14 protein-coding genes and 2 pseudogenes are annotated in these 13,557 nt (G+C 53.3%); 13 read left to right on the plus strand and 3 right to left on the minus strand.

The window, feature by feature from the left end; all coding sequences use genetic code 11:
- Nucleotide 1 precedes the first annotated feature (1 nt).
- The 9 genes and pseudogenes from pyrD to rnd all read left to right on the plus strand — a co-directional run bounded on the left by pyrD (nucleotide 2) and on the right by rnd (nucleotide 9,183).
- Nucleotides 2-1,012: a quinone-dependent dihydroorotate dehydrogenase gene (gene pyrD, locus DB847_RS10170; protein ID WP_108650577.1), complete on the plus strand. Its 1,011-nt coding sequence runs from the start codon at nucleotides 2-4 to the stop codon at nucleotides 1,010-1,012.
- Nucleotides 1,013-1,096: 84 nt separating this feature from the next.
- Complete coding sequence (locus DB847_RS10175) at nucleotides 1,097-1,648, plus strand: cell division protein ZapC (RefSeq protein ID WP_108650578.1); 552 nt, start codon at nucleotides 1,097-1,099, stop codon at nucleotides 1,646-1,648.
- Between the two features lie 177 nt (nucleotides 1,649-1,825).
- Complete coding sequence (locus DB847_RS10180) at nucleotides 1,826-2,278, plus strand: hypothetical protein (RefSeq protein WP_108650579.1); 453 nt, start codon at nucleotides 1,826-1,828, stop codon at nucleotides 2,276-2,278.
- A 439-nt stretch (nucleotides 2,279-2,717) separates the two neighbouring features.
- Nucleotides 2,718-5,657, plus strand: a pseudogene (locus DB847_RS25525) (molybdopterin cofactor-binding domain-containing protein); the annotation flags it as partial.
- 47 nt (nucleotides 5,658-5,704) lie between these two features.
- Entirely contained in the window at nucleotides 5,705-5,839 is a 135-nt protein-coding gene (locus DB847_RS26035; RefSeq protein ID WP_267897758.1) for a hypothetical protein, read from the plus strand.
- Nucleotides 5,836-6,296: pseudogene (locus DB847_RS10190) on the plus strand ((2Fe-2S)-binding protein). The gene DB847_RS26035 and the pseudogene DB847_RS10190 overlap by 4 nt, the downstream one beginning before the upstream one ends.
- A gap of 362 nt (nucleotides 6,297-6,658) precedes the next feature.
- Nucleotides 6,659-6,898, plus strand: a complete 240-nt coding sequence (locus tag DB847_RS26040; RefSeq protein ID WP_199911798.1) for a solute carrier family 23 protein — start codon at nucleotides 6,659-6,661, stop codon at nucleotides 6,896-6,898.
- A complete protein-coding gene (locus DB847_RS10195; RefSeq protein ID WP_267897762.1) occupies nucleotides 6,898-8,004 on the plus strand; it encodes a nucleobase:cation symporter-2 family protein in 1,107 nt (368 codons plus the stop codon). The genes DB847_RS26040 and DB847_RS10195 overlap by 1 nt, the downstream gene beginning before the upstream one ends.
- A 60-nt stretch (nucleotides 8,005-8,064) precedes the next feature.
- A complete protein-coding gene (gene rnd, locus DB847_RS10200) occupies nucleotides 8,065-9,183 on the plus strand; it encodes a ribonuclease D (RefSeq protein WP_108650580.1) in 1,119 nt (372 codons plus the stop codon).
- A 3-nt stretch (nucleotides 9,184-9,186) separates the two neighbouring features.
- Here the strand turns inward: rnd and minE are convergent, their stop codons facing one another.
- From minE to minC, 3 genes are read right to left on the minus strand one after another with little or no spacing between them, the layout of a single operon-like run.
- Nucleotides 9,187-9,450 carry a cell division topological specificity factor MinE gene (gene minE / locus DB847_RS10205; RefSeq protein WP_108650581.1) on the minus strand — a complete coding sequence of 88 codons (264 nt, stop codon included), beginning with the start codon at nucleotides 9,448-9,450 and terminating at the stop codon, nucleotides 9,187-9,189.
- A gap of 3 nt (nucleotides 9,451-9,453) precedes the next feature.
- Complete coding sequence (gene minD / locus DB847_RS10210) at nucleotides 9,454-10,266, minus strand: septum site-determining protein MinD (RefSeq protein ID WP_108650582.1); 813 nt, start codon at nucleotides 10,264-10,266, stop codon at nucleotides 9,454-9,456.
- An 11-nt stretch (nucleotides 10,267-10,277) separates the two neighbouring features.
- On the minus strand, nucleotides 10,278-10,946 hold the full coding sequence (minC, locus tag DB847_RS10215) for a septum site-determining protein MinC (RefSeq protein WP_108650583.1): 669 nt from the start codon (nucleotides 10,944-10,946) through the stop codon (nucleotides 10,278-10,280).
- Nucleotides 10,947-11,057: 111 nt separating this feature from the next.
- Here minC and DB847_RS10220 point away from each other — a divergent pair, with 111 nt between their 5' ends.
- The 4 genes from DB847_RS10220 to DB847_RS10235 are packed head-to-tail and all read left to right on the plus strand — an operon-like array spanning nucleotide 11,058 to nucleotide 13,523.
- The gene (locus DB847_RS10220; RefSeq protein WP_108650584.1) at nucleotides 11,058-11,354 is read left to right on the plus strand and encodes a YcgL domain-containing protein; all 297 of its coding nucleotides are present in this window, start codon (nucleotides 11,058-11,060) and stop codon (nucleotides 11,352-11,354) included.
- On the plus strand, nucleotides 11,345-12,325 hold the full coding sequence (locus DB847_RS10225) for a lytic murein transglycosylase (RefSeq protein ID WP_108650585.1): 981 nt from the start codon (nucleotides 11,345-11,347) through the stop codon (nucleotides 12,323-12,325). Before DB847_RS10220 ends, DB847_RS10225 begins: the two co-directional genes overlap by 10 nt.
- The gene (locus DB847_RS10230; RefSeq protein WP_407644444.1) at nucleotides 12,325-12,924 is read left to right on the plus strand and encodes a YcgN family cysteine cluster protein; all 600 of its coding nucleotides are present in this window, start codon (nucleotides 12,325-12,327) and stop codon (nucleotides 12,922-12,924) included. Before DB847_RS10225 ends, DB847_RS10230 begins: the two co-directional genes overlap by 1 nt.
- Nucleotides 12,921-13,523, plus strand: a complete 603-nt coding sequence (locus DB847_RS10235; protein WP_108650586.1) for a tetratricopeptide repeat protein — start codon at nucleotides 12,921-12,923, stop codon at nucleotides 13,521-13,523. The genes DB847_RS10230 and DB847_RS10235 overlap by 4 nt, the downstream gene beginning before the upstream one ends.
- Nucleotides 13,524-13,557: the final 34 nt, after the last annotated feature.

Genomic DNA, 13,557 nt, shown 5'->3' on the forward strand with positions numbered 1-13,557 from the left:
AATGCTATATAACCTTGTTCGGTCTGTATTGTTTAAATTTGATCCTGAAAAAGCTCATGATTTGAGCATGCGTCAACTTTCCCGCCACCATCACTTCCCCTTCGATTACTTCTACCGCCAAAACATCCCGGATAATCCCGTTGAGGTGATGGGGCTGACCTTCCCAAATCCGGTCGGACTGGCTGCCGGTCTGGATAAAGATGGTGAGTGCATCGAGGCGCTGGATGCCATGGGCTTTGGTTTTATCGAGGTGGGGACAGTGACCCCCCGCCCTCAGTCCGGTAACCCCAAACCCCGCCTGTTTCGGGTGATCCCGGCTCAGGGGATCATCAACCGAATGGGTTTTAACAATAAGGGGGTGGATAACCTGGTAGAGAATATCAAGGCGGCACGTTATCGTGCGGTTCTTGGGGTCAATATCGGAAAGAACAAAGACACTCCCATTGAGAAGGGGCTGGAGGATTACCTGATCTGCATGGATAAGGTGTATCAATATGCAGGTTACATTGCGATCAACATCTCTTCACCCAACACACCGGATTTAAGAAGCCTTCAATATGGCGAAGCTCTTGATGAACTGCTCGGTGGACTGAAGAAAAAGCAGCAGGAGCTGGCCGAGCAGCATGGTAAATATGTGCCGCTTGCGCTGAAGATTGCTCCGGATCTCAGTTTTGAAGAGGTGGACCAGGTTGCCCAGGCTTTATTAAAGCATGGAATTGATGGAGTGATTGCCACCAACACAACCCTGGATCGCTCATTGATATTTGACATGCCTCATGCCGGAGAGGATGGAGGATTAAGTGGCAGACCCCTACAAAACAGGAGCACGCTTATAATTAATCACCTTAAAAACAAGTTAGAAGACAAGCTTCCTATTATTGGCGTAGGTGGAATTGATAGTGCAATGGCGGCCCGTGAAAAACAGCAAGCGGGAGCACAGCTGGTGCAAATTTATACCGGCTTTATTTATAAGGGGCCTGAGCTAATAAAAGAGATCGCCAACGCACTTTAGTCATTTTACAGAATGTAAAATTAGAAAAAATGCTAATGGGTGAATAGACTGAAAGGGAGCTCATAAAAGAGATGGATAGAGATTATGTTACTACAACCAAGTGAAAATTGGTGTTGGAACTATGACAGGCAGCAGGAAAGACTGCAGCTTGAGCTATCCGAAGATATGATTTTTGTGAGCTCCTATTCGGCCAAGGAGCTGATCCCGGCTGCCCTGGAAAACCAACGTTTTTCCGTCGAAGATACCAAAAGTTACTACCAGTTAACCGAGGCCTTGCTTCCCCTGGATTGGCCCGTCCCTCTCAAGGTTCAGCTAATGCTTAATAGCATTGCGGTACAGCGTTTTTATAAACCTAAAATGCCACAGAGCTGGTTTTTTACCACATCGAAGCATAAGTTTAAGCCCTCATTTGGGCAGATTGTCAGACTCTGTTCTCCTGTCGACAGTGGTTTTTTCCTGGTGATTGAGGCGGGGGATTGTGCAAGTTTTTGTTTATTAATTGATGAGCGGATGACTCTCAACCCAACGAAACAACTGAATCAATTTTCAGTGATTAAGGTGATGAATGACAGGCTTTGGCAAACTGAGTTTTCTCAGGATGAAGATGAGCACTCACTGTCATTGGGGATCAGTTAAATCAGGGGCTGTGCCTTTTTTAATGATATTTCATTTTATTCTTCGAAGCCTTTTCACTGCAAAAATGTGAGCCAGCTCTCTGTCCGATCCCTGTCTGGTATCTCAATTTTATTCGAATTGGGTTTTTTTGAGCAAAGCGAGCTACGCTTGGGTTAACATATTCAAGCGAATCTGCCGATGGAACAGCAGCGAATTATAGGACCATTTCAACTCATTCTGATTATTGTGATCCTGACGGTCGCCACTCTTTTATTGTCTCCCCATATTCAAAATAGTAAGACCATGACTCACCGAGAGCTGTTATTTGAGCTTCAGGATGAGCTGCATTATCAGGTCAATCGAATTAAACAGCTGAGTATCGCCGAAGGAAAGTCTCAGGATGTGTATGCGCTGCTTGAGTTTCAGGGGCGTCTGATTGAGATCCATTATGGTTTACCCGGTTACGATTCACTGCTCAAGCTAGCTAAGGGCTATGGCCAGGGCTACTGGCAGGTGAACCGGGAGCGGCGCCAGGTGATCTTCTCGCCTAAACACCCGGTGATGGCCATGACCGATCATTGTCATCTTATCTATCAGCTCACACCGGATCGCAAACAGTATCAGATCCTGCTGGATGTCAAGGGTTGCTGAGAAGCCCTCGACTCTCCCTGCCTCTCATGGTTGTAAACTCTCATTTTGATAATTTTTTCTCATAGTGAGAAAAATGATAGTCCTGTCCATCGATAAATAAACTGCGCCGGGTCTGTTCAGGCTCATCCAACAGCTAATCCGGCTAGTCGGATCACAGTTCGCCTGGAAATTTCACTCCGGGAGCTATTGTGGCGCGTTTTCTGCGCTGTATCTTCCCGCAATCGCTGATCGAGCCATGACTGCTCCTGGGTCTCAGGAGTGATCAGCGGTTGCATTTACAGTGAAAGGTTTTCTATCGTCCCTCAGCCGCGAAAGGAATCACAATGAGTCATTTCAATCAGCTTGGAGCAAGGCACCCCAGAACAGATGGTCAGTTAAAGGTGACAGGGAAAGCCGTCTATGGGGCGGATATTTGCTTACCGGGGATGCTCTATGGGGCATGTCGTTATACCGATATTCCGGCGGGTCGGATCAAAAGGATCGATATCTCCCAGGCACAGGCGATTGAGGGGGTGGAGCGGGTGGTCCTGTTTGATGATATTCCCGGTAACCCATGCGTCGGATTCCCGATTAGCGATTATTACCCCCTGGTGAAGGATGAAGTTTTTTTCAGTGGTGATGTGGTCGCGCTGGTGGCCGCAGCCACAGCTGAGATTGCGGCCCGGGCGGTGGACTGTATCCGGATCGAGTATGAGCCCTACACTCCGATAACCGATGTTGCTGAGGCCCTAAAACCCGAGGCGCGGCGTATCCATCCGGAGCGGGATGACAATATTGTTGCCCAGCATCATACCCAGAAGGGAGATATTCGTCGTGGCTTTCTGGATGCCGATCATGTGATTGAGCGTAGCTACCGTGTCGGGTTTCAGGAGCACGCCTATATCGAGCCGGAATGCCTGTTAGCCTGGACAGATCCCCTAAGCGGGCAGTTGACCCTCTCCGGCTCGGTTCAAAATCCCCATAAGGTGCGCAACACGGTTGCCGGCTATCTTGGAGTGCACCAGTCCCAGGTGGTGGTGCAGCGTGCGGTGATGGGGGCTCCTTCGGCGGAAAAGATGACATCATCGATCACCTGGCCTGTCGGGTGGGCCTGCTCGCCCAACTGACCGGCAAACCGGTTCGCTTTCACTATACTCGTGAGGAGTCGATTCGTGAGAGCAGCAAGCGCCATCCCTACCTGATGAAGTATCGGGTTGGGGTGCGCCATGATGGACGGATCACCGCCCTTGAGGCAGAGATCCTGGCCGATAGTGGCGCCTATGCGGCGATGACCCCCTTTGTGACCTGGCGCTCAGTGGTGCAGGCGGCCGGCCCCTATGCCATCGAGCATGTGCGGGTCGATATCAAGGGGGTGTATACCAATAATAACTATACCTCGGCGATGCGTGGCTTTGGCTCGCCGCAGGTAACCTATGCCAGCGAATCCCTGATGGATGAGTTAGCCGCCTTGTGTCAGCTCTCCCCCATAGAATTTCGTGAGCGAAACTGCCTGAGGCAGGGGGGAGAGTCTATTACCGGTCAGCGCTTTGATGGCCACCGTGTTTCCGCCAGTGAGGTGTTGCAAAAGGCGATAACCGGCTCAGAGTTTGAGGCCAAGGCCGATTATTATCGGGCCCTCAATACCGAGGGAGGATCTCACCGCTATGGGATCGGGTTGGCCCTCAGCTATCGAGGATGCTCCCTGGGGGCCGAGGGAGTCGATACATCTTCAGCCCTGGTGACAGTCAATTCGGATGCCAGTATCAATGTCTCCACCGGGGTGTGTGAAAATGGTCAGGGGCTGCAAACCACCATGGCTATTATTGTCGCCGAGGTATTAGGGGTTGAGGTTGAGCGGATCACTTTTATCGAACCTGCGACCTCCATGATTGCAGACGGAGGCGGGACAGTTGCGTCCCGGGCCACCCTGATGGGCGGGAATGCAGTGAAACAGGCTGCCGAGATTTTACGTCAGCGTCTGGATGAGGTGGTGCGGGCTGAGTTGAAGCTCCCTCCCTCAACCTCCCTGAGCTGGCAGAAGGAGGGAGTCTGGTGTGACGACTGCGCTGCGCCAGGGCTTAGTTTTAGTGAGGCGGTTGCACTTGCCTTTGCGGCAGGGGTGAATATGGCGGCCTACGGCTGGTACAAGGCCCCCGATATCGACTGGAATGAAGAGCTGGGTCAGGGGAGTCCCTACTTTACCTGGGTCTATGGCTGCCAGGTGGTGGAGCTCAAGCTGGATACGGATACGGGGAAAGTCGAGGTGCTGCATGTCACGGCGTCCCATGATGTCGGGCAGGTGATTAATCGAACCGCTCTGGAGGGCCAGATCTGTGGGGGGATCGCCCAGGGGATCGGGATGGCAGTTCTGGAGGATTATCAGATAAGCCAGGGGCAGATAAAGAGTGAAAACTTTGATACCTACCTGCTGCCAACCATCCGGGATATGCCAACGGTGACCGTTCTGCCCGTTGAAAATACCGACCCTTATGGGCCTTTCGGGGCTAAGAGCATCGGCGAGCCTGCCACAGAAACCACGGCCGCGGCAATTAACAATGCTCTGGCGTTTGCTTCGGGTCGTTACCACTATCAGCTACCGCTGACTCTTGAGCAGGTATTCCTGGGATATAACCTTCGAAAACCGCAGCGCCAGAGTGAGCAGCAGTTTGAGCATTCGGATAAAAAACAGCGACTACGCCTGACCGGGATGAAGGTTTGTCGTCCAGAGTCCCTTGAGATGGCTCTGGATAAGCTCGGCTCGGGGCCGTGGCAACTGTTGGCCGGGGGAACCGATCTACTGGTCCAGGGGCGGATGCTCGCGGGCAGCAAGCAACTACTGGATATCTCGGGGCTGGAGGAGCTGGGCCAAATTGATTGCCAGCCAGATCGCTTAAGTATCGGGGGCGGGGTCCACTTCTCTAAGATTGTCTCCGACCCTTTTATCTGCAGCCGGTTTCCTCTGCTGGCCAGGGCCTGTGCAACCATAGGCTCAAGGCAGATCCGCAACCGGGCGACTCTTGCCGGGAATATCGTCAATGCAGCTCCCTGTGCAGATTCGGCTCCACCACTGATCGCTTATGGGGCCGAGGTAGAGCTGTGCAGTGTGGCGGGGACACGCTTTATCGACCTTGAGGCCTTTATCACCGGCAGCTACCGGACTCAGATCCGGCCCGATGAGATCCTCAAATCGGTTCATCTGCCAGTTCCCCAAGTGGGCTACTTCTCGGACTACTACGCTCAGCTTGGGCGGCGCAACGCCGTCAACATTACTCGTCAGAGCCTGAGTGCCCTGTTTCATTTTGTGGGGACAGAGTCGAGGAGTGTCGATTGGTGGATGGGGCACTCTTTTCCTTCCCGCAGCGGCTACGGGGAGTGGAGCAGATCTTGTGCGGCGCACCTTTAACCCCTGATCAGTTACTCAGGGCTGAGCTGGCCCTGAGGGATCAGGTGGAAAGTGCGATCGGCGGTCGTTGGTCTGCTCCCTATAAGGTGCCGGTATTTCTGAATATGTTTGGCACCATGATGACTCAGATCATGAAGGAGCATCCGGGTGTGGCTGAATCACAGGAGCATTGTTTATGAAAAGGATTTCGTTAGAGGTCAATGGGCAGGAGCTGTCGGTGAGCTGCCGGGATGAAGATCGCCTGCTGGATCTGCTACGGGAGGAGCTCGGTCTGACCGGAACCAAGGAGGGGTGCTCGGTGGGAGAGTGTGGCGCTTGCACCGTGATCTTAAATGGAGACGCGGTCTGTGCCTGTCTGGTGTTAGCGGTGCAGTGTGATGGTGCCAGGATTCAAACCATTGAGGGGGTTTGTGGTAGTGAAAAAGGTAAGGCCCTGCAGCAGGCCTTTGTTGAAAAAGGAGGTGTCCAGTGTGGATTCTGTACCCCGGGGTCCTGATGAGCGTCAAGGCTTTGCTGGACAGGGTGGAGCGTCCGGATGATGAGGCCATCTATGAAGCGCTCGAGGGAAACCTGTGTCGCTGTACCGGCTATCAACCGATTATCGACTCGATTAAATCAGTACTTGATGAGACCTAGTGGATTTTCTCCATAAATGGAATCAATGCTGTGATTCGTTTCTGGCTTTGCACGGTGACTCACAGTGCCGATTATTATCCAAGATAATCTTTGCCAGTTCGGTGTACATGCCTCTCGCTCTTTGTTGCGATGCAACAGCACCCCAGTGGCTCTGCTGCAGTCTCCATGCTGCGGAAGGTTTGCTAAGTAAAGCCAGAAACCCTGTTGTTCGGGCTGCATGTGTGCCGCCCCTGTTGAGTCCGAAAGTACTCAAGTGCGCTCAATCGGATGGCGTTTCACTTGCCCCGGAAAGGATTCATGGCCGGTTTAAGTTTGTTCCGGCTTGAATGTCACAAGGTGAACCGGATCAGAAGGATTTGAAAATGAAGCTTCTGTATGAATTGAATGACAGGCCAACACCTGGGGCATCCCTGGTGTTGGCGGCTCAGCATCTGTTAGCTGCGATCGGTGGGATTATCGCAGCTCCCCTCTTATTGGGGACTGCGGTGGGGCTTCCACCATCTGAGCTGGTTTTTCTGGTGAATGCATCACTCATCGCCTCCGGGCTGGTGACCATCATCCAATGTAAGGGGGGCGGGGGATCGGGATCCGCTTGCCTGTAGTGATGGGAACCAGCTTTGCCTTTATCGGGGTTGCCATCTCCGTTGGCACCAGCCTGGGGATGGCCGGGATCATCGGCTCGGCGCTGGTGGGCTCGGTTCTGATGATGATCGCCAGCCGCTTTATGCAACAGATCCGCCGACTTTTTCCTCCGGCGGTGACCGGGACCGTGATCTTGCTGATTGGTTTGTCGATTCTGCCTGTGGCCGTGGATTGGCTGGGGGGAGGCCATCCTCATTCGGCAACCTATGCCAGTGGCTCCCGACTCCTGTTGGGACTCTTTGTCTTGCTGGTAGTGATCCTGGCGGCGGTTAAGGGCAAGGGGCTGGTGTCGGCTTCGGCAATCATGATCGGGGTGATGGCGGGATACTTGTTGAGCCTGCTGTTTGGCCTGGTGAATTTTGAGCCGATTGTCAGGGCGAGCTGGTTTCGCTTTCCTGAGCTACTCGGGTTCGGGGTGCGCTTTGAGCCAAGCGGTATTATTACCATCGCCCTGGTCTATCTGGTGATGTTGACCGAGAGCACCGGAAACTATCTTGCCCTGGGGGAGGTGACTCACACCCGGATCACTGGGTCACAGCTCAAACGGGGGATCCTCTGTGATGGAGTCGGTGGCTTTTTTGCCAGTCTCATCGGCTCGACCCCGCCCTCTTCGTTTAGCCAGAATGTCGGAATTGTCTCTATCACAGGAGTTGCCAGCCGCCATGTGGTTGCCTGGACCGGGGTGATGCTGCTGGTGGCTGGATTGCTACCCAAGCTCGGAGCTCTGATGGTGACCATTCCAGAGCCGGTATTGGGGGGCGCTGGGATCGTGATGTTTGGCATGGTCACGGTGGCCGGAGTGCGTATGATGGCTCGTAGCGAAGATAGCAAGCGTAGTGCGATTATCATCGCCGTGGGAGTGTCCTGTGGGATGGCGGTCACCTATCGTCCGGAGATCTTAAGGAGCTTACCTCATCAGCTGCAGATGATCTTTGGTTCGGGGATCACCACAGGCGCCCTGGTGGCTGTGCTGTTGCACCTGATCCTGCCCGGAGAGGGAGCGGAGAGCTTACAGAGCGATGCTTGTGAGGAGGGAGACACCACGGAGGATCGCCAGGGTTATTAGCCGCTTTTGCCTTAGCCATGCTATCATCCGCGGCTGTTACCAAACCGCTTTGAGAGATGCATGGATTACCAGCTGATAGAAAACCAGAGTCAACTCACCGAACTGTGTCAGGGGCTCACAGAGAATAGATTAGCCATAGATACCGAGTTTATGCGCCGTCGCAGCTTTTATCCGCATCCGGGCCTTATCCAGGTAGCGAATGATGCCGAGGTCTGGCTTATCGATCCCCTCAAGGTGACCGATCTGACTCCCCTGTGGGATAGGTTATTTGGGCTGGAAAAGCGCTTGGTGATGCATGCGCCCGGTGAAGATCTACAGCTATTTCTGGCTTGCTCCGGGCGGCTTCCCGCGGCGATGGATGATACCCAACTTGCTGCGGCTTTCCTGGGGAAGGGGATCTGCTGTGGCTTGCAGAAATTGCTGGATACATACCTTGGGATAGAACTCAGCAAGGAGCATACTCGCACCGATTGGCTGGCTCGCCCCCTGTCACCGGAGCAGCTGGACTATGCGGCGAGGGATGTCAGCGATCTCTTGGCTCTTCAGGAAAAACTGGAGCTTGAGCTCAAAGAGAAGGGGCTACTGGACTGGTATCGCCAGGAGACAGAGCTGCAGCTTTCCAGAGCCGCAGTGGTCGCCGAGCCCGACGATGCTTATCTGCATATTCGTAACAGCTGGCAGCTGGCTCCAAAGCAGCTCGCCGTACTTAAGTTGTTGGCGGCCTGGCGTCTTAAGCTGGCTCGTGAGAAAGATCTGGCAGTGAACTTTGTAGTGAAAGAGGATGCGTTATGGGAGATCGCCAGACGTCAGCCTCAATCTATGGGCCAGCTCAAACGCCTGGGACTGCATCCGATGGAGCTACGTCGCCATGGTGAGATTTTGCTGGATCTGGTACGCCAGGGGAGTGCCTTAGCGGAATCTGATTGGCCCGAGCCGATAAAGAGGATCGTCGACTATCCGGATTATAAGGCGAAATATCATGAGATCCGCGAACTTGCCAGAACGAAGCAGGAGGAGAGCGGGGTAGCAGCCGAGCTTCTTGCCTCTAAAAAGCTGATTCACCAGTACCTGAGTTGGCTATGGAAAAAAGAGTATCCTGAGCAGCAGATCCCGGCCCTATTGCAGGGCTGGCGAAAGTCGCTGTTTGCGACTCTCGCCCAGACACCTCAGCGCGATTAAGCGCTATTTCTCGGGAAGCAGGATGTTGAGCTCCAGCACCGATAGCTCGGCCTCATTCTGGTCAAGCTGTACGTTGACCTGCTCGGGGCTGATATCCACATAGCGGCGGATCACCTCCAGAATGTCCCGCTCCAGCTGCGGCAGGTAATCGGGACCCGATCTGTGGTTACGCTCGTGCGCAACTATGATGTGCAGGCGTTCCTTGGCAAGCTTTGCCGTACTTTGCTGTTTTGCGCCATTGGAACGAAAGTAATCAAGAAAAGACATGCCTTAGCTCCCAAACAGACGGCTGAAAAAGCCTTTTTTATCCTCTTCGACAAAGCGAAGTTCCTGCTCTTCTCCCAGAAGACGGGCGACCGCATCACTGTAAGCCATCCCGGCATCTGAGTTTTCATCAAGGATCACCGGTTCACCCGAGTTTGAAGCCTTGAGAACCGCTTGTGATTCAGGGATCACTCCGAGCAAAGAGATCGCCAGGATCTCCTGAATATCTTCGACGCTGAGCATATCGCCGCGGTTGACCCGGGAGGGACAATAGCGGGTGATCAGCAGGTGCTCGCGGATTGGATCTTCGCCATTTTCGGCGCGGCGGGATTTTGAAGCCAGGATCCCCAGGATCCGATCGGAGTCGCGGACCGAAGATACTTCCGGGTTGGTACAGATGATCGCCTCATCGGCAAAGTAGAGGGCTCTCAGGGCTCCGGTCTCAATCCCGGCGGGTGAGTCGCAGATGATGTACTCAAACTCCATCTCTTTGAGCTTATCCAGAACCTTGGCGACACCCTCCTTGGTCAGGGCTTCCTTATCCCGGGTCTGTGAGGCGGGCAGAATATAGAGGTTGCCGACTCGCTTATCGCGGATCAGGGCCTGATTGAGGTTGGCCTCTTCATTGATCACATTGACAAAGTCGAATACCACCCGACGCTCACACCCCATCACCAGATCCAGATTTCGCAGGCCGATATCAAAATCGATCACTACGGTTTTATGGCCTTTGAGTGCCAGGCCGGTTGCTATGGCAGCGCTGGTGGTGGTTTTGCCCACCCCCCCTTTGCCTGAGGTTACAACGATAACTCGAGCCATATGTTGAGTCCTTATGCTAACTGTTCAAAGTAAAGCTGATCATCTTGCAGGCGGATAATGACCGATTGCTGCCAGCTGCGCTCTGGCAGCGCTTCACTGAGCTGGTAGGTTCCGCTGATCGAGATGAGTTCTGATTGTAAGTTGTCACAAAATATCTTTGCCTCGCGGTTTCCACTGGCCCCGGCGATGGCACGGCCACGCAAAGGACCGTAAATATGGATATCGCCATCGGCGATCACTTCGGCTCCGGGGCTTATTGCACCGATCACCACCAGGTTGGTGTTGGCGGCATAGATCTGCATTCCGGAGCGGATATGGCCCCGGTGAATTCGGGTGGTTGGAAGCTCGGGTGCTTTGGGCTGACTGGTTTTAGGAGAGCGGGATGAAAGCAATGGCAGGCCGGCCTGATGAATCGCTTGGCGGGCCAGGGTGTCCTTAGCACCGGAAACACCTACCGGAATGAGCTGTTTGGCACGGATCAGTGCATCGAGCTCCAGGAAATCCGGAAGACGGGTCAGCAGGCTGATATCAATGACGACCGGTGCCCAGGTAAAGAAGTGGGGCGCCTGAGCAATCTTGTGATCCAGGTAAGCTGCGATATTGGTCAGATCGGAATCTGCCAATCTCAGCACGGACAGAGTGAAGGTTGCTCCAGTCAGTTCAGTCCTTGGTTCAGCCATAGTATGTCGTCCTAATTTGGGGCTTTTTCCCTTTGGGTTGAGCTTCTCAACGGTCATGTTATAGTCTGCCCTGAATTAGAGGCAATGAACATAAGGATTATAACAAGAACCATGCTTTGTGCAGTGTATAAAAGTCCCAGAAAAGCAGAAACTTATCTGTTTATTGAGCGTCGGGACGATTTTTCATCAGTTCCTGAGTCTTTGCTAAATGTGTTCGGTAGACCCCAGTTGGCGATGATGGTTCATCTTGATCCTGAAAAGCCGCTGATTGTGGGCGATCCTGTGACAATCCGTGACCAGATCCGTGAACAGGGCTTCTATCTACATCTGCCTCCAAAACAGGACAATTTGTTAGATATTCATCTTAAACAGCAGAAAAAACAAAAAAAGGGTCCGGAATGCGACTAATTTCAGTAGTTCTGTTGTCACTTTTCAGCAGTGTTGTGTTTGCAAAGCAAAGTTTCGAGCAGTACCTGGGGGGCGTTAAGAGTGAGGCCCTTGAGCAGGGGCTGCAACCTAAGATTGTTGATGAGGCGCTCGGCTCGGCCAAGCTGCTGCATCGCTCCATCAAGCGGGATAAGAATCAGCCCGAGTTTAAGGTCACCCTGGACTCCTACCTGGCCAAGCGTCTGCCTGCCTGGAAGGTGGCAATGGCGCGCCGTTATTATCGCCAGCATTACACCCTGCTCCAGCAGGTTGGACAGGCCTACGGAGTGCAGCCAAGGTTTATTGTGGCGCTGTGGGGTAATGAAACCAACTTTGGTAGCTATACCGGGAATATTCCGGTGATCTCTGCGCTGGCCACCATGGCCTATGAGGGGCGGCGGGAAGCCTTTTTCCGTACCCAGCTGCTGGATGCCCTGAAGATCCTCAGCGATAAAGACGTGACCCTTAAAGACTTCAAGGGGTCCTGGGCCGGTGCCTTTGGTCAGGTCCAGTTTATGCCTTCGGCTTATCTGGCTTATGCCGAAGATTATGATAAAGAGGGTCATCCCAATATCTGGAGTTCTCTGCCCGATGTGTTTGCCTCGGCGGCCAATTATCTCAAGCAGAATCACTGGGATCCTACCCTGACCTGGGGACGGCAGATCCATGCTCCCTCAGATCTCATTGAGAAATATAAGGGCAAGCGTATGCTGCTCTCCAAGTGGCAGGCACTGGGTTTTCGTCGCTATGATGGTAAGGATCTTCCCAACCGAGATGTTGAGGCTAAGCTGGTTTCCCCCGATGGCCCCAAGGGGCGAAGCTATCTGGTGTATAGCAACTATCAGAGCCTGATGAGCTGGAATCGCTCCAACTATTTCGCGATCTCAGTAGGCTTGCTGGCCGATCAGATCATCTGGCCACCACTAGCCGGGCTCCCAGAGGCGACCAGTTGATGAGTCAACAGAAGCCTTTTTGGGAGGAGTTAACCCTCGCTCAGATGGATCAACAGCAGTGGGAATCTCTGTGTGATGGCTGTGGTAAATGTTGTCTGCATAAGCTTATCGATGATGATACTGATGAGCTGGTGCATACCAATGTGGTGTGCAACCTCCTCGATTGCGACAGCTGCCGATGCAGCAACTATCCTCAGCGCTTTGAGTTTGAACCGGACTGTATTCAGCTGACCATCCAGTCCCTGGAGACCTTTGACTGGTTGCCCCCAAGCTGTAGCTATCGGCTGATCAAAGAGGGTAAGCCTCTGCCGGCCTGGCACCCCTGCGTGGCGGCGGAAAGATTGCCATGCAGCGCGCCGGGGTATGGATTGGCGATAAGATTATTCATGAACGGGATGTCGAGGATATCGAGGATCACCTGCTGGATCATCCCCTTTAGCTTTCAGGCACAACTCAGGTTGTGCCTTTTCACATCCAGAATTTTTTTCAGAGAAGGCTTGGTTCGGCCCGATGCTTTTGGGAATGTTGGGGACGGACCCTGCTTGTATCCGATGGAGAGGGGGCTGCTTCAAGGAGCCCTGAACAGGGAGAGTATATGAAAGGATTATCTGTCATTTGTTGGGCCATTGTGGCTTTTAGTGTTTCAATGAGTAGTTGGGCTGCACAGAGCCCGCAGCCCCCTCATCAGCAACTGTTTAACCAGGCAAATCGGGGAGAGTCCGAAGCCCAGTTTACCCTTGGTCTGATGTATGAAAATGGCAAAGAGCTGGAGCACAGTGATAGTAAAGCGGTCCAGTGGTTCAGGAAGGCTGCGGATCAAAACCTTGCCAAGGCCCAATATAACCTGGGGGTCCTGTATGCCAGGGGCAAGGGGGTCCCCAAGGATGACGCTCTGGCCTTCAACTGGATCAGCAAAGCCGCTGAGCAGGGGCTGGTTGAGGCCCAGATGGGATTAGCTCTGATGTATGGTAAGGGGCAGGGCGTTACCAAAGATGAACTCAAATCTGTGCAATGGACCCGCAAGGCCGCCGAGCAGGGCAACCCTCAGGCCGAGTATCAATTGGGAATGGCTTATAAAAATGGCGTCGGGGTGCCTCAGGATTATTCATTGGCGGTTGATTGGTTGGGTAAGTCGGCTGAGCAGGGCAACTCCAAAGCATGGTGGTTGAAAAAATGGTTGGAGCTTTGGTATCTATAGGGCTGCATGCTTCTCATCAGCTTCTAATTGTCAC

This window comes from Dongshaea marina (genome assembly GCF_003072645.1).
Lineage (GTDB): Bacteria > Pseudomonadota > Gammaproteobacteria > Enterobacterales > Aeromonadaceae > Dongshaea > Dongshaea marina.